Below are 14,133 nucleotides of genomic sequence, written 5' to 3'. Positions count from 1 at the left end.
ATTTCCATCGAGGCCTTGTCGGACTCGACCGTGATCAGCGACTGCTCGGCCTTGACCGTGTCGCCCACCTTAACCAGCAGTTCAATGACCGCCACTTCATCAAAGTCACCGATGTCCGGGACCTTCACTTCTACCAGTGCCATGTTCTTGTCTCCGGATGTTTATGCGTACAAGGGATTGATCTTGTCGGTTTTGATGCCGTACTTCTTGATGGCCTCGGCCACCTTGGCCATGGGCAGTTTGCCTTCATCGGCCAGCGAGCGCAGCGCCGCGATCGCGATGTAGTGGCGGTTGATCTCGAAGTGCTCACGCAGCTTGCTGCGGAAATCGCTGCGGCCAAAACCGTCGGTGCCCAGCACCTTGTACGAACGGCCCTTGGGCATGAACGGACGGATCTGCTCGGCGTAGTTCTTCATGTAGTCGGTGGACGCGACCACCGGGCCGGCGTGCTTCTCCAGCTGTTGCGCCACAAAGGGCACACGCTGCGGCTCGGTCGGGTGCAGCATGTTGAAGCGCTCGGCGTCCTGACCGTCGCGGGTCAGTTCGTTGAAGCTCGGGCAGCTCCACACATCGGCCTGCACACCCCAGTCGGCGGCCAGCAGCTCCTGGGCAGCGATGCTCTCGCGCAGGATGGTGCCGGAGCCCAGCAGTTGCACGCGCTGGTCGCCCTTGGCGCCAGGCTTGCACAGGTACATGCCTTTGATGATCTGCTCTTCGGTGCCGGCGGTCAGGCCCGGCATGGCGTAGTTTTCGTTCAGCAGGGTCAGGTAGAAATACACGTTGTCCTGCTTCTCCACCATGCGCTTCAAGCCGTGGTGCAGGATCACGCCGACTTCGTGCGCGAAGGTCGGGTCGTAGCTGATGCAGTTCGGGATCGTGCCGGCCAGGATGTGGCTGTGGCCGTCTTCGTGCTGCAGGCCTTCGCCGTTGAGCGTGGTGCGGCCCGATGTGCCCCCGAGCAGGAAACCGCGCGCCTGCATGTCGCCGGCCGCCCAGGCCAGATCGCCGATGCGCTGGAAGCCGAACATGGAGTAGTACACATAGAACGGCACCATGATGCGGTTGCTGGTGCTGTAGCTCGTGGCCGCGGCGATCCAGCTGCTCATGCCGCCGGCTTCGTTGATGCCTTCCTGCAGGATCTGGCCGGCCTTGTCTTCCTTGTAGTACATGACCTGGTCTTTGTCGACCGGGGTGTACTGCTGGCCTGCGGGGTTGTAGATGCCGATCTGGCGGAACAGGCCTTCCATGCCGAAGGTGCGTGCCTCGTCCACCAGGATGGGCACCACGCGCGGGCCCAGGGCCTGGTCGCGCAGCAGCTGGGTGAGGAAACGCACATAGGCTTGTGTGGTCGAGATCTCACGGCCTTCAGCGGTCGGTTCCATCACGCTCTTGAAGGTTTCGAGCGAGGGCACGGTGAAGCTCTCGTCGGCCTTGGTGCGGCGGTGCGGCAGGTAGCCACCCAGCGCCTTGCGGCGGGCGTGCAGGTACTGCATTTCGGGGGTGTCGTCGGCCGGCTTGTAGAACGGCAGCTTGGGCAGCTCGCTGTCGGGGATCGGCAGGTTGAAGCGGTCGCGGAAGATCTTGATGTCTTCGTCGGTCAGCTTCTTGGTCTGGTGCACGTTGTTCTTGCCCTCGCCCGACTTGCCCATGCCAAAACCCTTGACGGTCTTGATCAGCAGCACGGTGGGCTGGCCTTTGTGGTTCACGGCCTTGTGGTACGCGGCGTAGACCTTCTGCGGGTCGTGGCCACCACGGCGCAGGTTCCAGATGTCGTCGTCGCTCAGGTGCGCCACCATCTCCAGCGCCTTGGGATCGCGACCGAAGAAATGCTTGCGCACGTAGGCACCGTCGTTGGCCTTGAAGGCCTGGTAGTCGCCGTCGAGCGTGTCCATCATGATCTTGCGCAGGGCACCGTCCTTGTCGCGGGCCAGCAGCGGGTCCCAGTTGGAGCCCCACAGCAGCTTGATCACGTTCCAGCCGGAGCCACGGAACTCGCCTTCGAGCTCCTGCACGATCTTGCCGTTGCCGCGCACCGGGCCGTCCAGGCGCTGCAGGTTGCAGTTCACCACGAAGATCAGGTTGTCGAGGTTCTCGCGCGCGGCCAGGCTGATGGCGCCCAGCGACTCGACCTCGTCCATCTCACCGTCGCCGCAGAACACCCAGACCTTGCGGTTCTCGGTGTTGGCAATGCCGCGAGCGTGGAGATATTTCAGGAAACGTGCCTGGTAGATCGCCATCAGCGGGCCCAGGCCCATGGAGACGGTCGGGAACTGCCAGAACTCGGGCATCAGCTTGGGGTGCGGGTAGCTGGAGAGGCCCTTGCCGTCCACCTCCTGGCGGAAGTTGAGCAACTGTTCTTCGGTCAGGCGGCCTTCGAGGTAGGCGCGCGCATACACGCCGGGCGACACGTGGCCCTGGATGTAGAGGCAGTCGCCGCCGTGGTTTTCGCTCTCGGCGTGCCAGAAGTGGTTGAAGCCGGCGCCGAACATGTGGGCCAGCGAGGCGAACGAACCGATGTGGCCGCCCAGGTCGCCACCGTCTTCGGGGTTGTGGCGGTTGGCCTTGACCACCATCGCCATGGCGTTCCAGCGCATGTAGGCGCGCAGGCGCTCTTCGATCTCGATGTTGCCGGGGCAACGGGCCTCTTCGTTGGCCTCGATGGTGTTGACATAGCCGGTGTTGGCCGAGAACGGCAGGTCGATGCTGTTCTGGCGGGCTTCTTCAAGCAACTGCTCCAGCAGGAAGTGCGCGCGCTCTGGCCCCTCCCGCTCGATCACGGCGGCCAGCGCCTCCATCCATTCGCGGGTTTCCTGGGAATCGGCATCCCCCACACCACGGCCATTGAGAGCGTCTGACGCTGACATGCTTGTCTCCTGTTGGTTTGAAATTGAGCTTACGGCGGTCATTCCGCAGTGTCACGGATTTTTCCATAAAACCCGTGCAATTTCAATATGTGCTTTCAAATTTTATTATGTGAAATTACAAAGATATCAAACTTGTAGCAGCCAACGGGCTTTTCACCGCTCGCATCAAGATGCCCACACGTAAACTCGGCGCATGAAATCTGCCCCCGAAAAACCAGTGATTCCAACAGGGAACAGCACCCCGCTGGACTGGTGGAACCGATGGTGGCGCAGGCTGCCGCCCTCGCGCCAAGACCGTTTTGCAACGCTGGCGCCCCTGCTCTCGGTACTGCTCTTTCTCTCGGCCATCGCGGTGGCGATCACCTACCTGCGCTACGAAGAACTGGAGCGCGAACAGGAAGCGGTGACCCGCGACGTGGAGTACGCACAGCAGCGCCTGCGGCTGCGCCTGCTGGAACGGCAGGAACAGCTGATGCGTCTCGCCCGCGAGGTGGACAACAAGGAAATCAGCGCCGAAGAATTCGAGTTCCAGGCCGAGACCCTGATCAGCCAGTTTCCGGAACTTCAGGCGATCAGCTGGGTGGACGCACGGCGCACTGTGGCCGCCAGCTACACCTCCCCCAGCGCGCCGGTGAGCCTGATGCGACTGAAGGGCGCCACCATGACCGCGGCCGAAACGGATGGCTCGTTCGAGCTGGCGCGCGATCTGCGCCAGCCCATCTACTCGCGCCCGCTGGGCGAAGACTCGCGCCAGTCCACGCTGATGCTGCAAGTGCCACTGACCGAACAGGGCCGCTTCGCCGGCACGGTGATGGGCGAGTATTCGATCGATGGCCTCATGCGCTTTGGCATGCCGCCGGAAATCATGGCCCGCTACGCCGTGGCCCTGATGGACGACCGCGGGCGGGTGCTGGCCGGCAGCCTGCAGTCGCCGAGCACCGTGTTGCGCCTGCTGCCCTGGTCGGCGCAGCCGCTGGAGCACGAGGTGCCCGTTTCGCCGGTGGGCAACGGTCTGCTGTTGAAAGCGCAGGGCTACCGCACCTCCCAGGACATCGTGGGCAGCGGCTTTTTCTGGGTCATCGGCGCCCTCTCGGCGTTGACGGTGTGGATGCTGCTGGGCACCTGGCGCCACACGCGCCGCCGCGTGCAGGCCCAGCAGGCGCTGGTGTCCGAGACCAACTTCCGCCGCGCGATGGAAAACTCCATGCTCACCGGCATGCGCGCGCTCGACATGCAGGGCCGCATCACCTACGTCAACCCGGCCTTCTGCTCCATGACGGGATGGACCGAAGGTGAACTGGTGGGGCGCACCGCGCCCTTCCCCTATTGGCCCGACGAAGACCACGACCAGTTGTCGGCCCGCCTGGAAGATGAGCTGCGCGGGCGCTCCACGCCCGGCGGCTTCGAGGTGCGGGTGCAGCGGCGCGACGGCAGCATCTTCGACGCACGCATGTACGTGTCACCGCTGATCGATCCCAAGGGCCACCAGACCGGCTGGATGACCTCGATGACCGACATCACCGAGCCCAAGCGCATTCGCGAGGAACTATCAGCGTCGTACGAGCGTTTCACCACCGTGCTGGAAAGCCTGGACTCGGCCGTGTCGGTGGCGCCGCTGGGCAGCGACGAGATGTTGTTCGCCAACAAGATGTACCGCCTCTGGTTCGGCACGCGCGGCCTGGGCCATCGACATCTGGTGGACCTCGCGGGCAACCAGCCCACGCCAAGTCCGGACAACGGTGACGCGGTGGACGCCTTCGCCGGCATGCCCACCGAAACACTCACCGATGCGGGCGCGGAAAACGCCGAGGTGTTCGTGGAGGAGCTGGATCGCTGGCTGGAGGTGCGCACGCGTTACCTGACCTGGGTGGACGGTCGCCTCGCGCAGATGGTGATCGCCAGCGACATCACGCCGCGCCGCAACGCCGAAGCGCAGGCCGCGCTGCAAAACGAAAGGGCCCAGACCGCCAGCCGCCTGATCACCATGGGCGAGATGGCCTCGAGCGTGGCGCACGAGCTGAACCAGCCGCTGACCGCCATCAGCAACTACTGCAACGGCATGATCTCGCGCCTGAACGAGCAGCGCATCAGCAACGAAGATCTGCTGAATGCCCTGGACAAGACCGCGCGGCAGGCCCAGCGCGCGGGCCAGATCATCCAGCGCATCAAGGCCTTCGTGAAACGCAGCGAACCCAACCCGATGCCCTCGGATGTGCCCACCATGGTGAGCAACGCGATCGAGCTGGCCGACATCGAGCTGCGGCGTCAGCAGGTCCGGCTGTCGCCCTACGTCGCCGCGCGCCTGCCCACGCTGATGGTGGACCCGATCCTGATCGAGCAGGTGCTGATCAACCTGCTCAAGAACGCAGGCGAAGCCATCACCCAGGCGGGCCGACCACCGGGCGAGCGGTACGTGGAGTTGAGGGTCGGCCCGCGCCGCCTCGAGAACCAGGAAGTGGTCGAGTTCTCCGTGCGCGACTCCGGCAACGGCGTGCCCGACGAAATGATCGAGCGCATCTACGAAGCCTTCTACAGCACCAAGAGCGAAGGCATGGGCATCGGCCTCAAGCTGTGCCGCAGCATCGTGGAGTCTCACCACGGGAGGATGCAAGTGCAGAACATCTACAATGGTGAAGAGGTGGTGGGTTGCTGCTTCAGCTTCTGGATACCGGTGCAGTCCCGATTGACACCGCCTCTGGAAACCACCGAGCCCACCACGGCGTCGTTGCCGGACACAGAAAGAGCGAGATGAGTTTGATCCCCAAAAAAGGCACCGTCTATGTCGTCGATGACGACGAGGCCGTTCGAGACTCCCTGCAGTGGCTGCTCGAAGGCAAGGACTACCGGGTCCGGTGCTTCGAATCCGCAGAAGCCTTTCTCAGCCGATACGACGCCCGCGAGGTGGCCTGCCTGATCGCCGACATCCGCATGGGTGGCATGACCGGCATGGAACTCCAGGAAAAACTGATCGAGCGCCAGTCGCCATTGCCCATCGTCTTCATCACCGGACACGGCGACGTGCCGATGGCGGTGGAGTCCATGAAGAAGGGCGCGCTGGACTTCATCCAGAAGCCGTTCAAGGAAGACCAGCTCGTGGTGCTCGTCGAGCGCATGCTGGAAACGGCCAAGGAAGCCTTCGCCACCCACCAGCAGGCCGCCAGCCGCGACGCCCTGCTCTCCAAGCTGACCGGCCGCGAAGCCCAGGTGCTCGAACGCATCGTCGCTGGCCGCCTGAACAAGCAGATCGCCGACGACCTCGGCATCAGCATCAAGACCGTGGAAGCGCACCGCGCCAACATCATGGAAAAGCTGGGCGCCAACACCGTGGCCGACCTGCTCAAGATCGCGCTGGGCCAGACGCCCGCCAAAGCCTGACACCACCCCACCCTTTGCCACGGCGCCCGCCCTCACCGGCGGGCGTTTCCGTTTCAACCACTGCACAGACACCCCCATGACCGCCCAACTGATCGACGGCAACGCCCTCTCCCGCCAACTGCGCGCCGATGTGGCCGCGCGCGTGACCGCGCTCAAGGCCAAGGGCATCACGCCCGGCCTGGCGGTGATCCTGGTGGGTGACAACCAGGCCTCGCAGGTGTACGTGCGCAACAAGGTCAAGGCCTGCGAAGACACCGGCATGCACTCGGTGCTGGAAACCTGGCCCGCGAGCATGACGGAAGCGGAACTGCTGGCGCGCGTGGAGGCGTTGAATGTTGATGCCACCATCCACGGCATCCTCGTGCAGCTGCCGCTGCCGGCGCACATCGACGCGCAGAAGGTGATCGAGGCGATTTCGCCGGCCAAGGACGTGGACGGTTTCCACATCGCCAGCGCCGGCGCGCTGATGACCGGCCTGCCCGGCTTCTGGCCCTGCACACCCTACGGCTGCATGAAGATGCTGGAGAGCATCGGCTGCGAGCTCAAGGGCAAACACGCAGTGGTGATCGGCCGCAGCAACATCGTGGGCAAACCCATGGCGCTGATGCTGCTGCAGCAGAACGCCACCGTCACCATCTGCCACAGCGGCACCAAAGACCTGAAAGCCATGACGCTGCAGGCCGACGTGATCGTCGCCGCCGTGGGAAAGCGCAACGTGCTGACGGCCGACATGGTCAAGCCCGGCGCGGTGGTGCTCGACGTGGGCATGAACCGCAACGAAGAAGGCAAGCTCTGCGGCGACGTGGATTTTGCGGGCGTGAAAGAGGTGGCGAGCCACATCACCCCGGTGCCTGGCGGCGTGGGGCCCATGACCATCACCATGCTGATGGTCAACACGCTGGAATCGGCGGAACGCTTCGCCGGATGATCGGGTCGGCGTCCTGAGCAACGGCCCGCGTCAGGGCACCCTCAGCAACCTGCATGGCTCGGGTTGGAGACCGAGCAGTGGCGCTGGACTGGCCAATGGCGCGAGCGGTCCCAGCCGCTGCCGCTCCATGAAGTCCCATTGCGCCTGCCGCCCCATCCATCCGGCCTGGTAGGCGTGCAGGTCGTCCTGTTGCAAAAGGCGTTCGTCTGCCTGGGCCACGCTGCCCCCGGTGGCGCGGTAGTGCGCCATCCAGCACAGCTTCACCGCCGCGTAATACCGTCCCTGCACGTAAGCCAGCCGGGTTTCCGGCACGGTGCGCAGCAGGAACAGCACCAGCAACGCCAGCAACACGGGGGCGGTCCGCCCGCGATGGCGGAACAGCACCAGGCAGATCGCGGCCCAGGCCGGCAGCGTCAACGCGGTGTAGCGCGAGGCGATGGCCGCTTCGACACCCAGCTGAACCCGTCCGTAGGCGGTGAGCAGCGCAAACACCAGGCTGCAGCCCACGAGGATCACACACACCTGCCAGAAGCGGTGTGACGCCGGCGTGCCGGTGTCCGTCTCACGAACGGACAGACGCTTCAGCCCCCAGCCGAACACCGCGAGCATCGACGCCAGGAACACCGTGCCGACCGGGTACAGGAACCACCACGACATGCGCTGCACCATGAGCACGAAGTAGCTCAGCATGGCTGCCACGAACTGAAGGTAGTCCAGCGGGTTGGGTCGGAACACCTGAAACCCCTCGGCCGACACCACAAACCGGTAATTCACCAGAAACGCCGCCAGCGTCAGCAGGCAGGCCGCCACCAGCGCCAGCGCATGCCCGCGCTGGGTCGCCGAACCGCGCCACGCCGCCACGGCCAACACCAGGCCCAGAGCGGGCAGCGCCGTGAGACCAAAGCCCGTGAACCCCAGCCCCACCACCAGCACCGCGAGGGTGGCCGTGCGCGCCCCACCCGGCGCCCACAGCCAGACGTTGACCAGCAGCATCAGCAGGAACAGGGGAACCACGCTGTGAGAACCATTGGGCGCCACCCACATGGTTTCAAAACCGGCCACCCCCCAGAACGGCAGCAGCAGAAGTGCGTCCCAGACCGACCAGGGGCCCGGCACCAGTCGCCGGCGCAAACGCAAGGCCAGGGCGCCCGACGCCAGTTGCACGCAGGCCATCCAGAGGCTCTCCCACCGGACGTTCCAGTCGCTGAAGTGGTAAACCGGCAACGCCAGCGCGAAGGCCAGGCCTTGCCGGTGCGGCCCGTGCTGCCAGAAGAAAGCCGCCGGCACGTCGTTCCACTGGAAGCCGTTGTACAGCCGCGTGAGCAGGGCCCACTGGTCAGAGAACGGGACATTGACCGAGAGCAGCCAGGTCAGGCCCAGCAGCCGGGCCGCCAACACGACGCCGAGCACCACCAGCAGCACCTTGGCGACCGGGGGCGGCAGCACCGCCAGCGGGCCAGACAGGCGCCGCAACGGGTTCATGGGCGCGGCGGCAACGCCACGCGGCGGGCCAGTCGCCAGAGCACCCACCCGCTGCACACCCATTGCCCCAGCACCAGGACAGAGCCCATGCCATGCCAGAGCCGCAGACTCCCGCCGGTGGCGCGCGCGCTGACGATCTTCTGCGCCACACCAAACTCCTGCACCAAGGCCAGCAACATGGCCAGCAAGACCACCGCCAAGGTCACCAGCAACCCGCGCAGCTCGGACAGTCCCTCTGGAGAGACCTCCGTCGCCAGCAGCGCGCGCTGCCGGCGCAGCATCAGCATCAACACCACACCCAGGAACAACCCGGCCCAGCACTGAAGGGAAAACAGCCGGGCCGCCACCGGGCCCGCCACAGCGGGGTTGCCCAGGCTGGCGAACAAGGTGGGCACGGCGACAAAGCTCAGCGCGCTGATGCCACCCCACCAAAGGGCGGCCACGATCACGGACAGGCGCTGCCAGGGCATGGGCGCCGGATCAGATGTAGCGCACCGCCACCACCTCGAAACGGCGCGTGCCGCCCGGGGTCTGGACCTCGGCCACATCCCCCTCTTCCTTGCCGATCAAGGCGCGTGCGATCGGGCTGCTGATGTTGACCAGGCCCAGCTTGAGGTCGGCCTCGTCTTCGCCCACGATCTGGTAGGTCACTTCGGCACCCGTGCCTTCATCGGCCAGATCCACCGTGGCGCCGAAGACCACGCGGCCCGACGCATCCACCGCCGTCGGGTCGATGATTTGGGCGACCGAGAGCTTGCCCTCGATCTCGGCGATGCGCCCTTCGATGAAGCCCTGGCGCTCCTTGGCGGCGTCGTAGTCGGCGTTTTCACTCAGGTCACCCTGGGCGCGTGCTTCGGCGATCGCCTGGATCACCGAAGGACGCTCCACGGTCTTGAGTTTGTGCAGCTCGGCCTTGAGCAATTCGGCGCCGCGCTTGGTGATGGGGAAAGTGGACATCGGGAACTCCAGATCAGGGGCGGCCCCGATCGGGGCCCGTTGGGCAGCACAGGCCACCCGGAAAAAGGCAAACCGCCGAACGTTTCCGGTCGGCGGCTTCACTGCCCGAAATTATGCCCTGAATCGATCCGCCCGGATGCCGTCGCCGGGCCGCCTCAGTCGCGACCCGCCCGCTCGATGGCGTCGGCCAACCGGGCCGGATCGGTGAAGCACAGTTCGTGACTGCCCTGGCACTCCACCAGCCGGAACAGACCCAGCCGCTCCGACAGGCGCGGGTGCCAGGGCAGGCTGTGCGGCAAGGCCGTGTCCTGCTGACAATTGATGTAGCTCTTGCCCATGGGCATGGCCGCCAGCGGCGTCGTCAGCCGAGCCTTGTCGGTGAAGGTCTTGTAGGGATGCGGGTTGAGCTGGCCAAACGCCCGTTCGGCCAGCGCGGCATCGGCGTCGTTGATGAAGGCCTCGCGCCAGATCGGGTACGGCAGCATCACGGCACCGTTGTTCGCCGCGGCGATGCCGTCGAACAGCGCGACGTAGTGCGGCGGCACCAGGTCGTTGAGGCTCTCACCATCCAGCGGCACGAACGCGTTCCAGTACACCAGGCGGCGGATGCGGTGGCCCACCCGGTCGGCCGCGTGGCTGATCACCATGCCGCCGTAGCTGTGGCCCATGAGGCGCACGTCCTGGAGGTCGTGCTGGTCGAGGAAGTCGATCAACGATTGCGCCGCCTCGGCCAGACCGGTGGTGGCACGGTCGTCACCCGGGCGGTTGCCCGCCAGCGTCGGACAGTGCACCGTGTGCCCGCGCTCGCGCAGGTGCACAGCGACGGGTTCCATGAGTTCGCCCGTGTGCCAGGCGCCGTGAACAAGAACATAGGTATCGGTCATGCGTGTCTCCAGAAGGTGGGCGTTGTGCAGGGGCGTCCCTGCTGAGCACCAATCTACCGATCTGGGGTGCGACCCGATGGCCGGATCGCGCCAGCCGTCTGGCCGCCATGCGCCAGGGGGACTCAGCCGCCCGGGTGCTGCTGGCGCCAGCGCAGCGGCGTCACGCCGGCATCGCGCTGGAAGTCGCGCCCGAAATGGGACGCGTCGGTGTAACCACAGCGGCGGCCCACCTCCGCCACGGACAAGCCGGCGAGCCGGCGCTGCGACAGCAGCTGCCGGGCATGGCCCAGGCGCAGCTGGCGCCAGCGCCCCGCCACCGTGTCGCCCGTCCGGGCAAACGCACGGTGCAGGCTGCGCGGCGACACACCCAGGTGCTGCGCCAGATCGGCCGCTCGCAGCCCGGACCGATCCAGCCGTTCAGGCATCCAGGCCACGGCGCGGGCGTGCAGGTCGCGTGTGGCGGCACGGGCTAGCGTAGGCTGCGGCTCCAGCGCCGCAGCGAGCAAGGCACCGAACTGGTCTTCCACCCAGGCCGGCGCCATGTGCGCGGCCAACGCGGGGTTGCGTCCGAGCTGCAGACACAGCGCCGACAGCACCGCCCCCCAACCCTGCTCGCGGTGGATGGCGCGCGCGGTCGGCACCTCCAGCGCCGTCAGCCACTCACCGACCCAGGCACGCGGCATCTGCACCGACAGGCAACCCACCGAATGCGGAAAGTGAAGTTCGTAAGGCCGCGAAGCGTCCACCAGCACCGCGTCGCCGGGCCGAAGGTGCAAGACCTGCCCGCCCTGTTTCACGTGCCAGGGGTGGTCAAGCTGGGCGATCAGGTAGAAGGGAAACGCCTGGCTGCGCGCGATGCAGGCCGGCGTGCGGTACACGTCCTGCGTCGAGGCCTGTACCTGGTTGACCGCCAGGCGATCCAGCGGAAGGTGCGTCAGGCTGCCTTCGAAGCAGTCGGCCGCGCGCGAGCTGCAGTCCATCTCCAGGAAGGCCTCGCAGATCGCACCCACCCAGTAGTCCAGTCGTTCGACGGGACGGGCCTGCGCCGTGGTCCATTCGCGCAGGTGGTGGGCAGGGGCAGAAGGCGCAACGGGCATGGACGCAATCTAGCGTCCATGCCCGTCGGGTTCAAGAGGGAAAGCCCCTCAGGCGCATCAAGCCACCAGCTGCGCGTGCATCTCCTGCACGGAAATCACGCCGAGGCTGTCCATGTACTTCATGCCCTCAACGGCCGCTTCGGCGCCGAAGATCGTGGTGAAGGTGGTCACCCGGGCCAGCAGGGACGAGGTGCGGATCGCGCGCGAATCGGCGATGGCGTTGCGGCGCTCTTCTACCGTGTTGATCACCAGGCTGATGTCGCCGTTCTTGATCATGTCCACGATGTGCGGGCGGCCTTCGGTGACCTTGTTGACCGCGACCACCGGCACGCCTGCCGCGGCAATGGCGGCGGCGGTGCCGCGCGTGGCGACCAGCTCGAAGCCCATGGCCACCAGCGCGCGCGCGATCTCCACCGCACGCGGCTTGTCACCGTTCTTCACGGTCAGGAAGACCTTGCCCGCCGGGCTGCCGTCGGCCTTTTTGGGCCGCGGCAGCTTGGTGCCGGCACCCAGCTGGCTCTTCACGAAAGCCTCGCCAAAGGTCTTGCCCACGCCCATGACTTCGCCGGTGGACTTCATCTCGGGGCCGAGAATGGTGTCCACACCGGGGAACTTGACGAACGGGAACACCGCTTCCTTGACGCTGAAGTAAGGCGGCGTCACCTCGGCGCCGATGCCTTGGTCGTCCAGCGACTGGCCGGCCATGCAACGCGCGGCCACCTTGGCCAGCTGGATGCCCGTGGCCTTGGAGACGAAGGGCACCGTGCGCGAAGCGCGCGGGTTCACCTCCAGCACATAGATCACGTCCTGGCCGTCCACTTCCTGAATGGCGAACTGCACGTTCATCAGGCCGATCACGTTCAGGCCTTGTGCCATGGCCGCGGTCTGGCGCTTGAGCTCGTCGATCGTGGCTTGCTTGAGGTAGTACGGAGGGAGCGAACAGGCCGAGTCGCCGCTGTGCACGCCCGCTTGTTCGATGTGTTCCATGACACCGCCAATGAAGACACGACCGGTGTGATCGCGGATCGCGTCCACGTCGCACTCGATGGCGTCGTTCAGAAAACGGTCCAGCAGCACCGGCGAATCGTTGCTCACCTTCACGGCCTCGCGCATGTAGCGCTCGAGGTCGCGCTGCTCGTGCACGATTTCCATCGCACGGCCACCCAGCACATAGCTCGGGCGCACCACCAGTGGGTAACCCAGGGCCGCGGCTTTTTCCAGGGCCTCGGGTTCGGCGCGCGCCGTGGCGTTGGGCGGCTGGCGCAGCTTCAGCTCGTGCAGCAGCTTCTGGAAGCGCTCACGGTCCTCGGCGGCATCGATCATGTCGGGGCTGGTGCCGATGATGGGCACGCCCGCGGCTTCCAGTCCGAGCGCGAGCTTCAGAGGCGTCTGACCGCCGTACTGCACGATCACACCGGCGGGTTTTTCCTTGTCGACGATCTCCAGCACGTCTTCCAGCGTCAGCGGCTCGAAGTACAGGCGGTCGCTGGTGTCGTAGTCGGTGGACACGGTTTCGGGGTTGCAGTTGACCATGATGGTCTCGTACCCGTCTTCGCGCATCGCCAGCGCGGCATGCACGCAGCAGTAGTCGAACTCGATGCCCTGTCCGATGCGGTTGGGGCCACCGCCCAGCACCATGATCTTCTTGTTGTTGGTCGGCTCGGCTTCGCACTCGCCGTCGCCGTGGCCTTCGTAGGTCGAATACAGGTAGGCGGTGTCGGTCGAGAACTCGGCGGCGCAGGTGTCCACGCGCTTGTAGACCGGGCGGATGTTCTGGGCGATGCGGCGCGCGCGCACGGCGGAGTCGGTGGTCTTGAGCAGCTTGGCCAGGCGGCGGTCCGAGAAGCCCTTCTTCTTCAGGCCGCGCAGGGTGTCCGCGTCGATGGCGTCGAGGCTGGTCTGCTCCAGTTTGAGTTCGATCTTCACGATCTCTTCGATCTGCACCAGGAACCAGGGATCGATCTTGGTGAACTGGTGCACCTCGGCCAGCGTCCAGCCGGCGGCAAAGGCATCGCCCACGTACCAGATGCGCTCGGGGCCGGGTTCGCCGAGTTCGCGCTCCAGGATCTCGCGGTCCTGGGTCTTCTCGTTCATGCCGTCCACGCCCACTTCCAGGCCGCGCAAGGCTTTCTGGAAGCTTTCCTGGAAGGTGCGGCCCATGGCCATGACCTCACCCACGGACTTCATCTGTGTGGTCAGGCGGCTGTCGGCCGTGGGGAATTTCTCGAACGCAAAACGCGGGATCTTGGTGACCACGTAGTCGATGCTCGGCTCGAAGCTGGCCGGCGTCGCGCCGCCCGTGATCTCGTTGCGCAGCTCGTCCAGCGTGTAGCCCACGGCCAGCTTGGCCGCGACCTTGGCGATCGGAAAACCGGTGGCCTTGGAGGCCAGGGCCGAGGAGCGCGACACGCGCGGGTTCATCTCGATCACCACCATGCGGCCATCGGCCGGGTTGATGGAGAACTGCACGTTGGAGCCACCGGTGTCCACACCGATCTCGCGCAGCACCGCCAGCGAGGCGTTGCGCAGGATCTGGTATTCCTTGT

At 65.8% G+C, this 14,133-nt stretch carries 11 protein-coding genes; 3 read left to right on the top strand and 8 right to left on the bottom strand.

What is annotated here, in order from left to right:
* Positions 1-143 (bottom strand): biotin/lipoyl-containing protein (locus IV088_RS23005; RefSeq protein WP_291106606.1); only part of this gene is annotated, 143 nt, incomplete at its 3' end.
* 18 nt (positions 144-161) lie between these two features.
* Positions 162-2,864, bottom strand: coding sequence for a pyruvate dehydrogenase (acetyl-transferring), homodimeric type (aceE, locus tag IV088_RS23000; protein WP_291106604.1), 2,703 nt, complete (start codon positions 2,862-2,864; stop codon positions 162-164).
* Between the two features lie 193 nt (positions 2,865-3,057).
* On the opposite strand from aceE, the gene IV088_RS22995 reads away from it, so the two are divergent.
* From IV088_RS22995 to folD, 3 genes are all read left to right on the top strand, one after another.
* Positions 3,058-5,616: a PAS domain S-box protein gene (locus IV088_RS22995; RefSeq protein WP_291106602.1), complete on the top strand. Its 2,559-nt coding sequence runs from the start codon at positions 3,058-3,060 to the stop codon at positions 5,614-5,616.
* The gene (locus tag IV088_RS22990; protein ID WP_077330607.1) at positions 5,613-6,239 is read left to right on the top strand and encodes a response regulator transcription factor; all 627 of its coding nucleotides are present in this window, start codon (positions 5,613-5,615) and stop codon (positions 6,237-6,239) included. Before IV088_RS22995 ends, IV088_RS22990 begins: the two co-directional genes overlap by 4 nt.
* Before the next feature lie 76 nt (positions 6,240-6,315).
* Positions 6,316-7,167 (top strand): bifunctional methylenetetrahydrofolate dehydrogenase/methenyltetrahydrofolate cyclohydrolase FolD, encoded by an 852-nt coding sequence (gene folD, locus IV088_RS22985; protein WP_291106599.1) that lies wholly within the window; start codon positions 6,316-6,318, stop codon positions 7,165-7,167.
* A gap of 30 nt (positions 7,168-7,197) precedes the next feature.
* On the opposite strand, the gene IV088_RS22980 is transcribed toward folD, so the two are convergent.
* From IV088_RS22980 to carB, 6 genes are all read right to left on the bottom strand, one after another.
* Positions 7,198-8,649, bottom strand: coding sequence for a hypothetical protein (locus tag IV088_RS22980; RefSeq protein ID WP_291106597.1), 1,452 nt, complete (start codon positions 8,647-8,649; stop codon positions 7,198-7,200).
* The gene (locus IV088_RS22975; RefSeq protein ID WP_291106595.1) at positions 8,646-9,119 is read right to left on the bottom strand and encodes a DUF4149 domain-containing protein; all 474 of its coding nucleotides are present in this window, start codon (positions 9,117-9,119) and stop codon (positions 8,646-8,648) included. The genes IV088_RS22980 and IV088_RS22975 overlap by 4 nt, the downstream gene beginning before the upstream one ends.
* A 10-nt stretch (positions 9,120-9,129) precedes the next feature.
* Positions 9,130-9,606 (bottom strand): transcription elongation factor GreA, encoded by a 477-nt coding sequence (greA, locus tag IV088_RS22970; protein WP_236965649.1) that lies wholly within the window; start codon positions 9,604-9,606, stop codon positions 9,130-9,132.
* Positions 9,607-9,761: 155 nt separating this feature from the next.
* Positions 9,762-10,490 carry an alpha/beta hydrolase gene (locus tag IV088_RS22965; protein WP_291106592.1) on the bottom strand — a complete coding sequence of 243 codons (729 nt, stop codon included), beginning with the start codon at positions 10,488-10,490 and terminating at the stop codon, positions 9,762-9,764.
* A 122-nt stretch (positions 10,491-10,612) separates the two neighbouring features.
* Positions 10,613-11,587, bottom strand: coding sequence for a helix-turn-helix domain-containing protein (locus IV088_RS22960; protein ID WP_291106591.1), 975 nt, complete (start codon positions 11,585-11,587; stop codon positions 10,613-10,615).
* 57 nt (positions 11,588-11,644) lie between these two features.
* On the bottom strand, positions 11,645-14,133 hold a 2,489-nt coding region (gene carB / locus IV088_RS22955), incomplete at its 5' end, for a carbamoyl-phosphate synthase large subunit (RefSeq protein WP_291106589.1).

The sequence above is a fragment of the Hydrogenophaga sp. genome, from assembly GCF_018780075.1.
Taxonomy (GTDB): Bacteria; Pseudomonadota; Gammaproteobacteria; order Burkholderiales; family Burkholderiaceae_C; genus Hydrogenophaga.
Note: the sequence above shows the minus strand (reverse complement) of the source record. Positions and strands in the feature narration are given on the sequence as shown.